General features: G+C 72.6%; 14 protein-coding genes. 1 reads left to right on the top strand and 13 read right to left on the bottom strand.

All coding sequences use genetic code 11. The annotated features are described in order from the left end of the window. Positions 1–16: 16 nt before the first annotated feature. The 9 genes from AB5J49_RS39270 to AB5J49_RS39230 all read right to left on the bottom strand — a co-directional run bounded on the left by AB5J49_RS39270 (position 17) and on the right by AB5J49_RS39230 (position 9,520). Positions 17–526 (bottom strand): O-acetyl-ADP-ribose deacetylase, encoded by a 510-nt coding sequence (locus tag AB5J49_RS39270; RefSeq protein WP_369173655.1) that lies wholly within the window; start codon positions 524–526, stop codon positions 17–19. A gap of 40 nt (positions 527–566) precedes the next feature. Beyond that, positions 567–1,751, bottom strand: a complete 1,185-nt coding sequence (locus tag AB5J49_RS39265) for a cytochrome P450 (protein WP_369173654.1) — start codon at positions 1,749–1,751, stop codon at positions 567–569. Further along, a complete protein-coding gene (locus AB5J49_RS39260; RefSeq protein ID WP_369173653.1) occupies positions 1,748–3,172 on the bottom strand; it encodes an alkaline phosphatase family protein in 1,425 nt (474 codons plus the stop codon). Before AB5J49_RS39260 ends, AB5J49_RS39265 begins: the two co-directional genes overlap by 4 nt. Then, positions 3,169–4,326, bottom strand: coding sequence for a metabolite traffic protein EboE (eboE, locus tag AB5J49_RS39255; protein WP_369173652.1), 1,158 nt, complete (start codon positions 4,324–4,326; stop codon positions 3,169–3,171). The genes AB5J49_RS39260 and eboE overlap by 4 nt, the downstream gene beginning before the upstream one ends. 7 nt (positions 4,327–4,333) lie before the next feature. Beyond that, the gene (locus AB5J49_RS39250) at positions 4,334–5,188 is read right to left on the bottom strand and encodes a TatD family hydrolase (RefSeq protein WP_369173651.1); all 855 of its coding nucleotides are present in this window, start codon (positions 5,186–5,188) and stop codon (positions 4,334–4,336) included. A 2-nt stretch (positions 5,189–5,190) separates the two neighbouring features. Further along, positions 5,191–5,883, bottom strand: a complete 693-nt coding sequence (locus AB5J49_RS39245) for an EboA domain-containing protein (RefSeq protein WP_369173650.1) — start codon at positions 5,881–5,883, stop codon at positions 5,191–5,193. Between the two features lie 61 nt (positions 5,884–5,944). After that, positions 5,945–6,805 carry a sugar phosphate isomerase/epimerase family protein gene (locus AB5J49_RS39240; protein WP_369173649.1) on the bottom strand — a complete coding sequence of 287 codons (861 nt, stop codon included), beginning with the start codon at positions 6,803–6,805 and terminating at the stop codon, positions 5,945–5,947. A gap of 35 nt (positions 6,806–6,840) precedes the next feature. Beyond that, positions 6,841–7,929 (bottom strand): SCO3242 family prenyltransferase, encoded by a 1,089-nt coding sequence (locus AB5J49_RS39235; RefSeq protein WP_369173648.1) that lies wholly within the window; start codon positions 7,927–7,929, stop codon positions 6,841–6,843. Between the two features lie 178 nt (positions 7,930–8,107). Then, complete coding sequence (locus tag AB5J49_RS39230) at positions 8,108–9,520, bottom strand: phytoene desaturase family protein (protein WP_369175406.1); 1,413 nt, start codon at positions 9,518–9,520, stop codon at positions 8,108–8,110. A gap of 96 nt (positions 9,521–9,616) precedes the next feature. On the opposite strand from AB5J49_RS39230, the gene AB5J49_RS39225 reads away from it, so the two are divergent. Next, positions 9,617–10,219, top strand: coding sequence for a hypothetical protein (locus AB5J49_RS39225; RefSeq protein WP_369173647.1), 603 nt, complete (start codon positions 9,617–9,619; stop codon positions 10,217–10,219). Here AB5J49_RS39225 and AB5J49_RS39220 read toward each other — a convergent pair. The 4 genes from AB5J49_RS39220 to AB5J49_RS39205 form a co-directional block, all read right to left on the bottom strand. After that, positions 10,155–11,000 carry an inositol monophosphatase gene (locus tag AB5J49_RS39220; protein WP_369173646.1) on the bottom strand — a complete coding sequence of 282 codons (846 nt, stop codon included), beginning with the start codon at positions 10,998–11,000 and terminating at the stop codon, positions 10,155–10,157. The genes AB5J49_RS39225 and AB5J49_RS39220 overlap by 65 nt on opposite strands. 172 nt (positions 11,001–11,172) lie before the next feature. Beyond that, positions 11,173–12,999 carry a gamma-glutamyltransferase family protein gene (locus AB5J49_RS39215; protein WP_369173645.1) on the bottom strand — a complete coding sequence of 609 codons (1,827 nt, stop codon included), beginning with the start codon at positions 12,997–12,999 and terminating at the stop codon, positions 11,173–11,175. Positions 13,000–13,046: 47 nt separating this feature from the next. After that, the gene (locus tag AB5J49_RS39210) at positions 13,047–13,877 is read right to left on the bottom strand and encodes a class I SAM-dependent methyltransferase (protein WP_369173644.1); all 831 of its coding nucleotides are present in this window, start codon (positions 13,875–13,877) and stop codon (positions 13,047–13,049) included. Positions 13,878–13,917: 40 nt separating this feature from the next. Then, a complete protein-coding gene (locus tag AB5J49_RS39205) occupies positions 13,918–14,580 on the bottom strand; it encodes a response regulator (protein ID WP_369175405.1) in 663 nt (220 codons plus the stop codon). Between the last annotated feature and the right edge of the window lie 3 nt (positions 14,581–14,583).

Genomic DNA, 14,583 nt, shown 5'->3' with positions numbered 1-14,583 from the left:
ACCGCACTCACCGCACTCACCGGACCTGCCGGGCGAACGCCTCGTACGCCTGCTCGTCGAAGAGGACGAACCTGACCTCCTCGACCGAGGTCCGCGTCGCCCGCACCGTCGCCACCGCGATCCGGGCGGCGTCCTCCATCGGCCAGCCGTAGATGCCCGCGGAGACCGCCGGGAAGGCGACGGTACGGGCACCCAGCTCGTCCGCCACCCGCAACGATTCCCGGTAGCAGGAGGCCAGCAGCTCCGACCGGTCCTCCTCCCGGCTGTACCGCGGGCCCACCGTGTGAATCACCCACCGCGCATCCAACTCCCCCGCCGTCGTGGCGACCGCCCGCCCCGTGGACAGGCCCTTGCCGTACTGGGAGGCGCGCAGCCTGCGGCAGTCGTCGAGGATCGCGGGGCCGCCGCGGCGGTGGATCGCGCCGTCGACTCCTCCCCCGCCCAGGAGGGAGGAGTTCGCGGCGTTGACGATCGCGTCGGCGGTCTCCCGCGTGATGTCGCCCTGAACGAGCCTGATGGTGGTCATGACAGCCTCTATAGCAGCCCTGGCCACCGATGACCGGCAATTACCAGGCGACCGGCAACGAGCGCACCCCGTGGACCGTGCTGGCCGACAGGGCCAGCGAATCGAGCGGTGCCGTGATGCGCAGGGACGGGAGCCTGCGGAACAGCGTGGACAGGCCCAGGCGGAGTTCGGTGCGCGCCAGCGACTGGCCGAGGCACTGGTGCAGTCCGTGCCCGAAGGCGAGATGGCCGCCGGCGTCGCGGTGGACGTCGAGGGCGTCGGGGTCGGCGTACACGGACGGGTCGCGGTTGGCGGCCTGCAACGCCACCACCACGCCCTCCCCCGCGCTGATGCGGACGCCGGACACGTCGACGTCCTCCGTGGCGATCCGCCGTATCCCGGAGTGGATGACGGTCAGATGGCGCAGGAGTTCCTCCACCGCCCCCGGCCACCGGGAGTCGTCGGCCCGCAGGTCCTGTAGTCGGGCCGGGTTCTGCAGCAGGGCGATCACGGCCAGCGGGAACATGTTCGCCGTCGTCTCGTGGCCCGCCAGCAGGAGCAGGGAGACCATGCCCGTGGCCTCGTCGAGCGTGGCCTCGCCGGTCGCGACGCGCTCGGTGGCCAGGCGGGAGATGAGGTCGTCGGCGGGGTCGTGCGTGCGGCGATCGATCAGGGCGCGCAGATAGCCGTAGAGCGCCATGCGCGCCTGCATCGCCTCGGCCGGGTCACCCGCGACGCTGGTGAGGGCGTTGGACTTCTCGCGGAAGAAGCCGTGGTCCTCGTAGGGGACGCCGAGCAGTTCGCAGATGGCGAGGGTGGGCAGGGGCAGCGCGTACGACGCGACCAGGTCCGCCTGTGTCGCGTCCCCGTCCGTCATCGCGTCCAGCAGGTCGTCGCAGATCCGCTGGACGGCGCCCTCCATCTGCTCGATGCGCCGGAAGGTGAAGTCGGGGATCAGCATGCGGCGCAGCCGGGTGTGGTCCGGCGGGTCCATCTGGTGGAAGAGGCCCGGGGCTTGCGGCGGTGCTCCGGGGCGGGTGTGGGGGAAGCCGGGGTGGTTGGCGTCCGCGCTGAAGCGGGCGTCGGCGAGCACCGTACGGGCGTCCTCGTAACCGGTGATCAGCCAGGGGCTGTTGTCGCCCCAGATCGTCACCCGGCGGATCGGCTCCTCGGACTGCCACTTGGCGTACTCGGGGGCCGGGTCGAGCAGGGGGCGGACCGTGGGCAGGGGCGGGTGGATCGTCACTTCTGCGTGCCTTCCGTCGCATCGGGCGTCTCGTGCAGGCCTGCGAGGCCCAGCAGCAGGGACTTGACCTCGGTGGCCGCGTACGCCTCCTTCGCCCGCTCCGACTCCGGCCGCGAACACAGCAGTACGGGGCCGTGGTCGGGGTCGGCGGGCAGGCGGCCGTGGCTGCCGCGGACGCCGGACGGGTCGAGGGGGACGGTCTTGAGGCGGTAGCGGAAGCCGAGCTTCTTGCGGGCGACCTGGCCGACCGCGCGCAGCTTCACCGCGGGGACGGTCTCGTCGTAGAGGAGCTCGGCGGGGTCGTAGCCGGGCTTGCGGTGGATCTCGACCTGGCGGGCGAAGTCGGGGGCGCGCTCGTCGTCCAGCCAGTAGTAGTACGTGAACCAGGCGTCGGGGTCGGCGAGCGCGACGAGTTCGCCGGAGCGCTCGTGGTCCAGACCGTGGGCGGACTTGCCGTCGGCGTCCAGCACCTGCTCCACACCGTCGAGTTCGGCGACGAGCTCGGCGACGGTGTCGACGTCGGCCGGGTCGCGGACGTAGACGTGGGCGACCTGGTGGTCGGCGACCGCGAAGGCGCGCGAGGTCCACGGGTCCAGGTACTCCATGCCGTCCTGCGTGTACACCTCCAGCAGCCCTGCCCGGCGCAGGGCGCGGTTGATGTCGACGGGGCGGGAGACGGGCGTGATGCCGTACTCGCTGAGCGCGACGACGGTGGCGCCCTCGCTCAGGAAGTGGTCGATCAACGGGCGCAGGGCGTCGTCGAGTTGGCGGGCGGCGCGGAGGGTGGCGGCCGAGTCGGGGCCGGAGCGCTGGGGCTCGTAGTCCATCTGCGGGATGTAGACGAGCGTGAGGTCGGGGCGGTGCTCGTCGAAGACCTGGCGGGCGGCGGCCAGGATCCACTGGGTGGAGGGCATGCCCGCGTTCGGGCCCCAGTAGGTGAACAGGGGGAACGGGCCGAGCCGGTCGGTGAGTTCGTCGTGCAGGGACGGCGGCCAGGTGTAGCAGTCGGGTTCCTTGCGGCCGTCGGAGTAGTAGACGGGGCGGGGGGTGACCGTCCAGTCGACGTCGGCACCCATCGCGTACCACCAGCAGATGTTGGCGACCTTGTAGTCGGGGTTGGTCTTCCGGGCCGTCTCCCAGATCTTCTCGCCGCCGACGAGCGCGTTGTGCTGGCGCCACAGCATGACTTCGCCGAGGTCGCGGAAGTACCAGCCGTTCGCCACCGCACCGTGCGTGGACGGGGGTTCGCCGGTGAGGAGGGTGGACTGGACGGTGCAGGTCACGGCGGGCAGCACGGTGTCGAGCCGGGCCCGGAAGCCGCGTTCGCCGAGGGCGGCGACGGCCGGCATGTGCTGCAGAAGGTTCGGGGTGAGGCCGACGATGTCGAGGACGACAACGCGGTTCGCCGGGTCGGTCGTCATGACGGTTCCTCCTTGAGGCCGAGGCCGGTCAACCGGTCGCGGGCCCAGGCGAGTTCGGCGGCGATGCCGCCGGGCAGGTCGGTGGGCGGTTCGGGGAGGACGGACCAGGTGTAGGTCTCGACCTCGATGTGGTCGCAGCCGGCCGCGGCCCCGCCCAGCAGTCCGGCGAGGACCTGGTCGAGCTGGTCGGCCGTCGTACGCAGCGGGGGTTCGGGGTCGGTGTGCAGCGGGGCGTGGAAGTGGACGCGCCAGGGGCCACCGTCGGCGGGAAGGGCGCCGTCGAGGGCGTCGGGAAGGTCGTCCACGCCGAGGACGTCACCGTCGCTCGTCGTCCGGGTCTGGTGCAGGAACCGGGGTTCGGCCAGGCGGTGCAGGGCCGCGCGGGCGGCGGGGTCGGACGGGTTCGCGGCCTCCACGGCACAGGACGCCTGGAGCTTGACCACCGGCATCCCGGCCTCCGAGAGCCGCCGCAGGGCCTCGGCAGGCTGCTCGAACTGCACGGCGAGATGGCACGCGTCGAGGCAGATGCCGAGCCGGTCGGGGTCCAGTCCGCCCAGTTCCCGCACCGCCTGCGTGGTGGTCTCGACGACACATCCGGGTTCCGGTTCGAAGCCCACGCGGATACGGCGGCCCGTCCACGCCTCCAGCGCGGCGAGCCCGGTGGCCAGCCGGTCCAGGGCGTGTCGGGCCTCCTCGGCGCAGGCGGGCGTCCACGGGGTGCGCCACGCGAGCGGCAGCGTGGAGACGCTTCCGCGGTCGACGTCGTCCGGGAGGAGGGCGGCGAGGACGCGGGCGCAGTCCAGGGTGTACTTCAGCCGGGGCTCGTCGGCCCAGTCGGGTTCGTACACGTCCTTCTTGACGACCTCGCGGTGGAATCCTGCGTACGGGAAGGCGTTGAGGGTGACGGTCTCCAGGCCGCGTGCCCGCAGCTCGGACTTCAACCGCATCAACGCGCCCTCGTCGTCGGCGAGTTCGCTGACGACGGGTCGCGCCAGCCACAGGCCGATGCCGAGCCGGTCGGTCCCGAGCCGTTCGCGCACGGGCTCGGCGTAGTCGGCGAGCTGGGCGATCACGCCCCGGAGGTCCTCCGCCTGGTGGACGTTGCTGCAGTAGCCGAGGTGGACGGTGGTGCCGTCCGGGTGCAGAAAGCGCATGGGATGCTCACGCTCCCCCGCGACGTATGGAGTTGCCCCGGAAGGTGGCCTCCTCGTCGGGCTTGGGCTCCTCCAGCTCCAGCCGCCCGCTCTGGCCGTAGAAGGCGACCGGGTTGCGCCACAGCACCTCGTCCACGGCGTCGTCGCCGAACCCGGCGGCGAGCATGGCGTCGGCGGTCCTACGGGTCTTCAGCGGGTCCGAACGTCCCCAGTCGGCGGCGGAGTTGACGAGCACCCGCTCCGTCCCGTGCTCCTTGAGGATCTCCACCATCCGGTCCTCGCTCATCTTGGTCTTCGGGTAGATCGAGAAGCCGGCCCAGCAGCCGCTGTCGAGGACCATGCCGACGGTGAGCTCGTTGAGGTGGTCGAGGACGACGAGTCCGGGGGCGATGCCCGACTCCCGAACGACGTCCAGGGTGCGCCGGGTGCCGGCCGCCTTGTCGCGGTGCGGGGTGTGCACGAGGGCGGGCAGCTCGTGCTCGATCGCGAGCTGGAGCTGACGGGCGAGCGCCTCGTCCTCCTCCGGGGTCATCGAGTCGTAGCCGATCTCGCCGACGGCGACGACCCGGTCCTTGGCGAGATAGCGGTCCAGTTCGTCGAGGACGGGCAGGCAACGGGGGTCGTTGGCCTCCTTCGGGTTGAGCGCGATCGTGCAGAAGTGCTGGATGCCGAACTGGGCGGCGCGGTACGGCTCCCAGCCCAACAGCCCGTCGAAGTAGTCGTAGAAGCTCTCGGGCGAGGTCCGGGGCTGGCCCAGCCAGAAGGCGGGCTCGACGACGGCGCGCACCCCGGCGGCGTACATCGCCTCGTAGTCGTCGGTCGTCCGGGAGGTCATGTGGATATGGGGATCGAAGATGCGCACGGTCAGCCCTCTTCCTTGAGTACGTCCGTGAGTGGGTGCTGGAGTTTCTTGAGTTCTGCGCCGATGACGTCCGGGAAGGCGCGGACGAGGGGCAGGATGTCCTGCGGTACGTCCCGTCCCGCGACGATCCGCTCATGGGCGAAGTCGGCGAGCATTCGGGCCAGTTCGCGGTCGGTGCGGGTGTCGAGGCCGGTGACGCGGTCCAGCGGGATCTCGTAGAAGACGCACTTCAGTACGGCCTGGCGGTACTCGGCGTCCGGCAGGTGCGCGGCGGCGTACGGGCCGAGGGCGGCCTCGATCAGGCTGGTGTCGTTGCCGCGCAGGGTCTCCCGTACGAGGGGCAGGCCGCGGTCGCCCAGGTCGAGCAGCGGCAGGGTGCGCAGGACGGCGCGTTGTTCCGCCGGGTCGCCGTGGCGGTGGAGGAGGGCGACCTCGTCGGCGAGGGCCTGGCCGCGCAGGGGCAGTGCGGTGAGCAGGACGGCCCGGGCGGCCTCGTCGACGGTCCAGTAGCAGTCGAGGCGCCCGTGCCCGCAGCGCCTCCGGGCAGCGGGGAAGAGCCGCCGTAAGGTGGCGGGTTCGGCGGCGACCTTGGCGGCGCTCTCGTCCAGCCAGGTACGGGCCGTGGGGTCCAGGACGGCGATCAGGGCGGGGTGAGGGTCCGGCGGAGCCGAGGGGCAGGCAGTCGTGACAGCCATGAGGGGGCAACTTCCGCAGATGTGGGAGGAGTCGAGCCAGAAGGAAAGGGCCGGGCGGCGTCTATCGGCCCGCCGCGGTCCGTACGGCCGCACGCAGGAACTCGATCGAGCGGCGGGCCACGTCGGGCGCGTCGAGCGAGCCGCCCTGGATCTCGACGGAGACCAGGCCGCGATGCCCGAGGTCACGCAAGGCGGCCAGTACGGGCGGGAAGTCGATCTCGCCCGCGCCGAATTCGAGGTGCTGGTGGATGCCGCGCCGCATGTCCTCGATCTGCACGTTGCGCAGGAGCGGTGCCGCCCGGCTCACGCAGTCGAGCACGGAACGTTTCTCCACGCAGTGCGCGTGGCCGATGTCCAGGGTGATCCCGAACAGCTCGTGCCCGTCGACCAGTTGAGCGAGGTGCAGGCAGCGCTCCACGGTGTCGACGAACATGTACGGCTCCGGCTCGAAGGCCAGCGCCACCCCGTACTCCTGCGCCGTCTCCAGCACGGTCTCCACACCGGCCGCGAGCCGCTTCCACGCGTCCCGCTCCGGCAGCCCGTCCGGCGCCGGGCCGCTGCACAGGTGCACGGTGGGCGAGCCGAGGTCGGCCGCGATGCGCAGGGCGCGGCGCAGCAGGTCGATCCTGATCTCGGAGCCGTCCGACATCAGCGTGGGCAGGTGCTTGCCCCAGGGATCGAGGAAGTACGGCGCGCCGGTCTCCACCGTCACATCGAGCCCGTGCCGCGCGAGTTGCCGGGCAAGGGCGGTGACGCGCCGGGGCAGGTCGTCGGCGTACGGGTCGAGGTGGCCGTGGTCGAGGGTGAGGGCGACGCCGTCGTAGCCGAGATCGGCGAGGACGACCAGGACGTCGGTCAGCCGGTGGTGGGTGAAGCCGTTGGTGCCGTAACCGAAGGTGAGATCGGTGAGGGGAGGTCTCATGGTGCCGGTTCCTCACACGGAGGGTGTGGTGGGTCTCAGGTGGGCGAAATGCGCCGGGCCAGCCGTCGCGCGAGGGGGTGGACGACGCCGAGCGCCGCGGCGACGGCAGGTGCCCCGCCACGCGCGGTCAGCGCCGCCTGCAGGGGCATCAGCCCAAGGATCCCGGCCCCGACGGCCCGCTGTACGTTCTCCCCGGAGGGCTCCCTCACGGCACGGGCCTGGGCGGTGCCGTAGGTGCCGAGGTAGGCGAGGACACCGGCGGCGGTGAGGGCGGCGCGGAGCTTTGCGGAGGACGTGGTTCGGAGCTTCTCGGAGAGGAGGGTGCCGGCCACGCCCTCGAGGAGCGTGAGGCTGTGTCGGTTCGCGGCTCCGCCGCCGGGCGCGAGCGGCCACGACGGCGCCGCAGACGCTCGACGACATACCGCGGCGCTCTCGGCGGCGACCCGGGGGACGGGAACGGCCGTGGCGACCGCCGTCGCCGCCGACACGGCAAGAGTCACGGCCGGAACCCGCGCCGGCGCCCCGGCGACCTCGTGCCGGCTGAGGGCCATGAGCGTGCCGGTATGGACACCGACCAGCGCGGCAGGCACGGCGGCACGGCGCAGCGCGACGCCGACCGATGCGGCGCCGGCTCCGGGCACAACCGCTCCGGCCAGGACGTCCAGGATCCGGGCCCCCGCCATGGCGACTCCGGCCGCCGCAGTGGACTTGAGCTTCAGGTCGTACGCCCAGACCAACCCGGCCAAGGGCAGCGCGACGCCCACACTGCGGCGCCCACCCGCGGCCGCGGCGAGAGAGATCCCCGCCGCGGTGAGTCCACCGGCCACCGCAAGGGCGGTCCGCCGCGGAACACGCCCCGACGGCACAGGTCGGCCAGGCCTCTCGACGGCGTCCACCGTGGCGTCGGCGTAGTCGTTGAGGGCCATGCCGGCCCAGTAGAGGCACACGGAGGAACCGATCACTCCGAGGGTGCGGACGCCGAGCGGACGTCCGGCGGCGGCCGCTCCCGCGATCACGTCACCGGGGACACTCAACGCGGCCGGCGCTCTGACGAGCAGGGCGAGGTCGGTGAGGCGCACGGCAGACCGGGATCCGAAGCGGGCAACCGCTTTCCGATCTTTCATGGCCGCACCTTACTCGCGGGTGTTGGACAGTCAGATACCTACCCCCCGGTAAGGAGAGTGACAAAGAAGACACGGACTCCCCTTACCGTGCGGCCCGAACTACCGGTAAACGTGGGTCGTTTGAGCAGTCTCAGGGCTCCTGGTACTTACTGCACCAGGCACTTACTGCACCCGGTACTTACGGCTCCTGACGCAGCCGCCGCCACACCGCCTTGGCCGCGTTGTGCCCCGACATGCCGTGCACGCCCGGCCCGGGCGGGGTGGCCGACGAGCAGATGAAGACCGCCGGGTGCGGGGTGGTGTAGGGGAAGAGCGACAGCTTGGGGCGCAGCAGGAGTTGGAGCCCGGAGGCCGCGCCGGAGGCGATGTCTCCGCCGACGTAGTTGGCGTTGCGGGCGGCGAGTTCGGCCGGGCCGGCCGTGGCGCGGGCGAGGACGCGGTCACGGAACCCCGGGGCGAAGCGCTCCAGTTGGCGTTCGAGGGCGTCCGTGAGGTCTCCGGTCCAGCCGTTCGGCACATGCCCGTACGCCCAGAAGGCGTGCTTGCCGTCGGGAGCCCGGGTGGGGTCGACGACACTGGGCTGCACCGTGATCATGAACGGCTTGTCGGGCGCCCGGCCCTCCCCGGACGCGGCGCGCAGCGCGGTGTCGATCTCCGCGCTGTCCCCGCCGATCTGCACGGTGCCCGCGCGCCGGGCTTCCGGCGCGGTCCACGGCACCGGCCCGTCCAGCGCGTAGTCGATCTTGAAGGCGGCGGAGCCGTAGCGGTAGCCCTCGTAGTACCGGCCGAGACCGGCGATGCGGGCCAGCGCGGTGGGTGAGGTGTCGAAGATGTAGGCGCGCGCGGGCGGCAGGTCGTCGAGCCGCTTGACCTCGTAGTCGGTGTGGACGGCGCCGCCGAGGTCCTCGAGATAGGCGGTGAGGGCATCGGAGATGGACTGGGAGCCGCCGCGGGCCACGGGCCAGCCGCGCGCGTGGGCGGCGAGGGCGAAGACCAGGCCGACGGCGCCGGTGGCGAAGCCGCCCAGCGGCGCCATGACGTGGGCGACGAGGCCGGAGAACAGGGCCTTGGCCCGCTCGTCGCGGAAGCGGCGCATCAGCCACGTGGACGGGGGCAGCCCGACGAGGCCGAACCGGGCGAGGGTGACCGGGTCGCGTGGCAGCGCGGTCAGGGGCAGGGACATGAAGTCGCGGGCCAGGGTGTCCCACTTGGGCAGGAACGGCTCGACCAGCCTGCGGTACGTCCCCGCGTCGCGCGGGCCGAAGGAGGCGGCGGTCTCGGCGACGGAACGGGACAGCACGGCGGCGGTGCCGTCGGTGAAGGGGTGCGCCATGGGCAGCTCGGCGTGCAGCCACTGAAGGCCGTAGCGGTCGAGCGGCATGGTCCGGAACACGGGCGAGTTGATGCCGAGGGGGTGCGCGGCGGAGCACGGGTCGTGCCGGAAGCCGGGCAGGGTCAGCTCTTCCGTGCGGGCACCCCCGCCGACGGTGTCACGCGCCTCGAACACGGCCACGGAGAAGCCCCGCCGGGCCAGCTCCACGGCAGCGGTCAGCCCGTTCGGCCCCGCACCCACCACGACCGCATCGAGCATCGACGGCACCTCGGACTCCTTCGTCAGCCGACGGCCTTGAAGGATCAGGATATGCCGGGCCACTGACAGCGCGGGGGCGCGGGTAAAGTCCGCCGGGTGACGCGCCGCTTCCGATTCCCTGTGCCCGAGGACGACCTGTGGCACTGGTTCGAGGTCGGGGATGCCGGGCAGGTGGTGCGGCAGATCACCTTCCGGGGGCCGGATTCCGTACCCGTGGTGGCAGCCGAACCGGTCGAGGTGGCGCAGACACGGCAGGCATGCGGGGAGTGGGGCGTGCGGCTGTACGAGGTCGTGTACGGGGTGCCGGTGCCAGAACCTCTCGTGGAGCCGCCGGGCGCCCGGTCGGTCGAGCCGCGGGAGTTCGATGTGGCGTGGGGCCGGGCCCGGTCCTTCCGCCAGTGCGACGTCCGCCACGACACCGGTCCCCTGCCGGTCGGCACGCGCCTGACCGGGACGTTCACCGTCTCGCCCTGGGGTGCCGGTGTCACGGGCGTGTTCGTCGACGTCGGTCTGCCCGCCGCCGGCTTCGTGGACGCGTTGCTGCTTCTGCGGGCGGAATGCGAGTGGCCCGCGGACGGCACCCCCGCCGAGTTCGAGGTGATCGACCTCCGCGTCGGCGGGGGCAGCCCCCAGATCAGACTGCGGCCGACAGCAGCTCCCGCACCCGGCGAGCCGTGGCCGCGTCACGGGCCGTCGTGAACGGCAGGACATTGCCGCCGGTGATGCGGAACGGCTCGCCCGCGCGGGTCAGGTGGGCGCCGCCCGCCTCCTCGACCAGCAGCAGGCCCGCCGCGTGGTCCCAGGCGGCCTCCCAGGAGAACGCCGTGGCGTCCAACTCGCCCCGGGCGACGGCGAGATACTCCAGCCCCGCGGACCCGCAGGGACGGGGTCGCACGCCCTCGGTCCACAGGCCGAGCAGCGCGTGCTTCTCCTCGTCGGTCGTGTAGTCCGGGTGGGACGTGGCGACTTCCAGGTCGCGGCCGGGCTCCGGCGCGCCGGAGTGCAGCCGCTCGCCGTCGAGGAAGGCGCCCCGGCCCCGTACCGCTGTGGCCAGCTGGTCGCGGGCGGGGGCGTAGGTCCAGGAGGCGAGCAGGACGCCGCGCTGTGCGAGCGCGACCAGCGTGCAGAAGCCGGAGTCTCCGTGCACGAACTGGCGGGTGCCGTCGACGGGGTCGACGATCCAGACCGGGGCGTCGCCCTGGAGCGCGTCGTACGACGCCGGGTTGGCGTGCACCGCCTCCTCGCCGACCACGACCGAGCCGGGCAGGAGGGCGCCGAGCGCCTCGGTGAGGTACTGCTCGGCGAGCCGGTCGGCGTCGGTCACCAGGTCGTGCGGTCCGCTCTTCTGGTCGACCTCGTGCGCGGCGAGCTGCCGGAAACGGGGCATGATCTCGGCCGCGGCCGCCTTGCGGACCGCTTCCTCGACGTCGGCCGAGTGCTGTGCGAGAAACTCGTCGATGGTTTCGTTGTTTTCGATCACCCCTCCATGAGAGCACGCCCCACTGACAATCCCCGCCCGCCCGATGGCCGCCGGATGGCATCGACGTGAACATGAGGGGCGCGTATCGGCAGGTCAGAGGCCCGGCCTCGGCCGTCCGAGGCCCGTCCGAGGCCCGGCCGCAGCGCCCGAGACCAGCCCCCGAGACCAGTCCTCAGCGCCCGACCGCGTACCCCTGCATCCCCCGCGGATTCGCCGCCGCCGACAGGACGCCGGTCCGCGGGTCCCTCGCGACCGCACACAGCCGCCCCTCCGACCAGGCGTCACCGACGGTCACCTCATGACCGCGCCGCCGGAGCTCCTCCACCACCTCGGCGGCCGTGCGGGACTCCACGGTGACGCTCCCCGGCCGCATCCCGCGCGGGTAGAAGGAGCCCGGGAAGCTGTCGTTGTGCCAGTTCGGGGCGTCGATCGCGCCCTGGAGGTCGAGGCCGCCGCGGACCGGCTCCCGTAGGGCGACCGCGAGGAAGAAGTGCAGCTGCCACTGGTCCTGCTGGTCCCCGCCGGGCGTGCCGAAGGCCATGACGGGCACGCCGTCGCGCAGGGCGATCGAGGGCGTGAGTGTCGTACGCGGCCGCCGTCCCGGCGTCAGCGAGTTCGGCAGGCCCTCTTCCAGCCAGGTCATCTGCAGCCGGGTGCCGAGCGGGAAGCCCAGTTCGGGCACGACGGGGTTGGACTGCAGCCAGCCGCCGCTGGGGGTGGCCGCGATCATGTTGCCCCAGCGGTCGACGACGTCGAGGTGGCAGGTGTCGCCGCGGGTGCCCCCGTCGGCGGCCACGTCGGGCTCGCCCGGCACCGGGGACGTCGGGCGCCCCGCGACGGTCGGCTCGCCGACGCCCAGCACGTCGAAGCCGGGGTCGTCGCAGGCCACCACGCGCGCGTGCGCGCACAGCCGCGGGGCGCGTCCGCCCGGGCTGCCGGGCCGCAGCTCATGGGATGCCTTGTCGCCGATCAGCTCCCGCCGGGCCGCGTTGTACCGCGGGGACAGCAGCTCGGCGAGCGGTACCTCGGCCGCGTCGCCGTACCAGGCCTCCCGGTCGGCCATGGCCAGCTTGCAGCCCTCGATCAGCAGATGGACGTACTCGGCGGACCCGTACCGGGGCAGCTCCGGCGGGAGCAGCGCGAGCTGCTGGAGGAGGACCGGTCCCTGACTCCAGGGACCGGCCTTGCACACGGTCCAGCCGTGGAAGTCGTACGTCGCCGGCGCCTCGTAGGTCGCGGACCAGCCGGCGAGGTCGGCGGGCGTGAGCGTGCCGGAGTGCCGCTCGCCGCTGGTGTCCCTGGTGGGCCGCTGGGCCTGCCGTACCAGGGCCTCGGCGATGAACCCGGTGCGCCACACCTCCCGTGCGGCCTCGATCTGCGCGACCCGGTCCCCGGCCCCGGCGACCTCGTCGAGCAACCGCTTCCAGGTGGCGGCGAGGGCGGGGTTGCGGAACAGCTTCCCGGGCCGGGGTGCCTCCCCGTCCGGCAGATACACCTCGGCCGACGAGGTCCACTCCGTCTCGAACAGCTCCCGCACGGTCTCGACGGTCTCCCCGACGCGCTCCACGGGCGCGTGGCCGTGTTCGGCGTACCCGATGGCGTACTCGAGCACCTCGGCGAGCGTCCTGGTCCCGTGGTCCCGCAGCAGCAGCATCCAGGCGTCGAACGCCCCGGGCACGGCGGCGGCGAGCGGCCCCGTCCCCGGCACGAGCTCCAGGCCGAGTCCCCGGTAGTGCGCGACCGTCGCCCCGGCCGGCGCCACGCCCTGCCCGCACAGCACCCGCACCTCACCGCCCGCCGGCGCGAGCAGGATCGGCACCTCGCCGGCCGGCCCGTTGAGGTGCGGCTCGACGACGTGCAGCACGAACGCGCCGGCCACGGCCGCGTCGAAGGCGTTGCCGCCGCGCTCCAGCACGGCCATCGCCGACTGCGAGGCGAGCCAGTGGGTGCAGGACACCATGCCGAAGGTGCCCTGGAGGGTGGGTCGGGTGGTGAACACGGGCGGACTCCTCGATGGACGGCAGCCGATCTTGCGATCGTACGCACCTACGGCGACGGTCTGCCCGCGGTCAGCAGGTGCCCGCTGGTGCCGAGGAGGCTGGGCTCGGACTCGATGTGCCGACTCGCCGCCAGGACGGCCTCGCGGCGCGCCGGGTCGTCGAGCCAGTCCTCGACACCGCCCATGAGCCAGGCGACGCCCTCGATGCCGTACTGGCCCTCGACGCCGAGTCCGGCCTCGGCGAACTCCGTGGGCACCTCGCCGGGTTGGGCGAAGTGGGCGACGGTGAAGAACCCGTCCTCGTGATAAGGGTGCCGGCCGTCCGCGAGGACGGCATCGGTCCGTTCGCGGTGCAGCGGGATGAAGTAGCGCTCCTCACGCAGGAGGTCGTGCAACTGCGCGAAGCGGTTGATGGTGGCCGCGACCACCAGCCCGCCCGGCCGGACCGCCCGGTGGGCCTCGGTCAACGCCCGCACCCGGTCCGCCCGTTCAGGCAGATGGTAAAGCGGGCCCAGCATGAGCACCACGTCGTACGCGGCATCGGAGACGGGCAGCTCGCGCGCGTCCCCGGCGCGGGCGGTGACGCCGGGTATCCGGGCGGCCTGCTCGACATGGAGCGGCACGGGATCGATGAGGTCGACCTCGTACCCGTCCTCCGTGAGCCACTGCGCATGCACCCCGCTACCGCCTCCGACGTCCAGCACGCGCGCGGGCGCCGCGGGCAACAACCGGCGCAGCACGTCCTGCGTACGCCAGAACTCCAGCCGCCCGGCCGGGGCGCCGCCCTCTCTGAGCCGGTCGTCCTCCTTGCCTTGCGCGTAGTAGGCGAGGATCTCCTCGCGCACGGCAGGCTGTTCCGCGTCCGTCGTCTCGGTCATCACCTCAGGTTGCTGATCCCCGCCCGCCCGGCGCAACGGGTTACCCCCCGCGTGCCGTCACCAGCCCCGACTCATAGGCGAAGACGACCAGTTGGGCCCGGTCCCTTGCCCCCAGCTTCGTCATCGCCCTGCTGATGTGGGTCTTCGCCGTGAAGGGGCTGATCACCATGTGCGCGGCGATCTCCTCGTTCGTCAGCCCCCGCGCCGCCAGAGCCGTCACCTCGCGTTCGCGGCGCGTCAGGCACTCCAGGCCGGGCGCGGTGGCCCGGTCGGGTGGGCGGGAGACGAACTCTCCGATCAGAGTGCGGGTCACCGACGGGGACAGCAGCGCCTCGCCGCGTGCCACCACCTCGATCGCCTGGAGCAGGTCGGCCGGTTCGGTGTCCTTCAGGAGGAAGCCGCTGGCGCCGGCCCGCAGGGCCTCGAAGACGTACTCGTCGTGGCCGTAGTTCGTGAGGATGACCACGCGGACCGGCGCGAGGGCCGGGTCCGCGGCGATCCTGCGGGTCGCCTCGATGCCCGTCATCACCGGCATCTGCACGTCGATCAGCGCGATGTCGGGGACCTGCGCGCGGATGAGTTCCACGCCCCGCTCGCCGTCCGCGGCCTCGCCGACCACCTCGATGCCGTCCTCGGCGTCCAGCAGGGCCCGGAATCCCGCCCGCATCAGCGCCTGGTCGTCGACGAGCGCCACCCTGATCACGTC

Source organism: Streptomyces sp. R28 (genome assembly GCF_041052385.1).
Taxonomy (GTDB): Bacteria; Actinomycetota; Actinomycetes; order Streptomycetales; family Streptomycetaceae; genus Streptomyces.
This window is presented reverse-complemented; position numbering and strand designations above follow the sequence as displayed.

Bases quoted from the DNA above. Each gene is read 5' to 3' on its own strand.
- AB5J49_RS39270 (WP_369173655.1), bottom strand. From the start codon at position 526: ATGACCACCATCAGGCTCGTTCAGGGCGACATCACGCGGGAGACCGCC.
- AB5J49_RS39260 (WP_369173653.1), bottom strand. From the start codon at position 3,172: ATGACGACCGACCCGGCGAACCGCGTTGTCGTCCTCGACATCGTCGGC.
- eboE (WP_369173652.1), bottom strand. From the start codon at position 4,326: ATGCGCTTTCTGCACCCGGACGGCACCACCGTCCACCTCGGCTACTGC.
- AB5J49_RS39245 (WP_369173650.1), bottom strand. From the start codon at position 5,883: ATGGCTGTCACGACTGCCTGCCCCTCGGCTCCGCCGGACCCTCACCCC.
- AB5J49_RS39240 (WP_369173649.1), bottom strand. From the start codon at position 6,805: ATGAGACCTCCCCTCACCGATCTCACCTTCGGTTACGGCACCAACGGC.
- AB5J49_RS39235 (WP_369173648.1), bottom strand. From the start codon at position 7,929: ATGAAAGATCGGAAAGCGGTTGCCCGCTTCGGATCCCGGTCTGCCGTG.
- AB5J49_RS39230 (WP_369175406.1), bottom strand. From the start codon at position 9,520: ATGCTCGATGCGGTCGTGGTGGGTGCGGGGCCGAACGGGCTGACCGCT.
- AB5J49_RS39210 (WP_369173644.1), bottom strand. From the start codon at position 13,877: ATGACCGAGACGACGGACGCGGAACAGCCTGCCGTGCGCGAGGAGATC.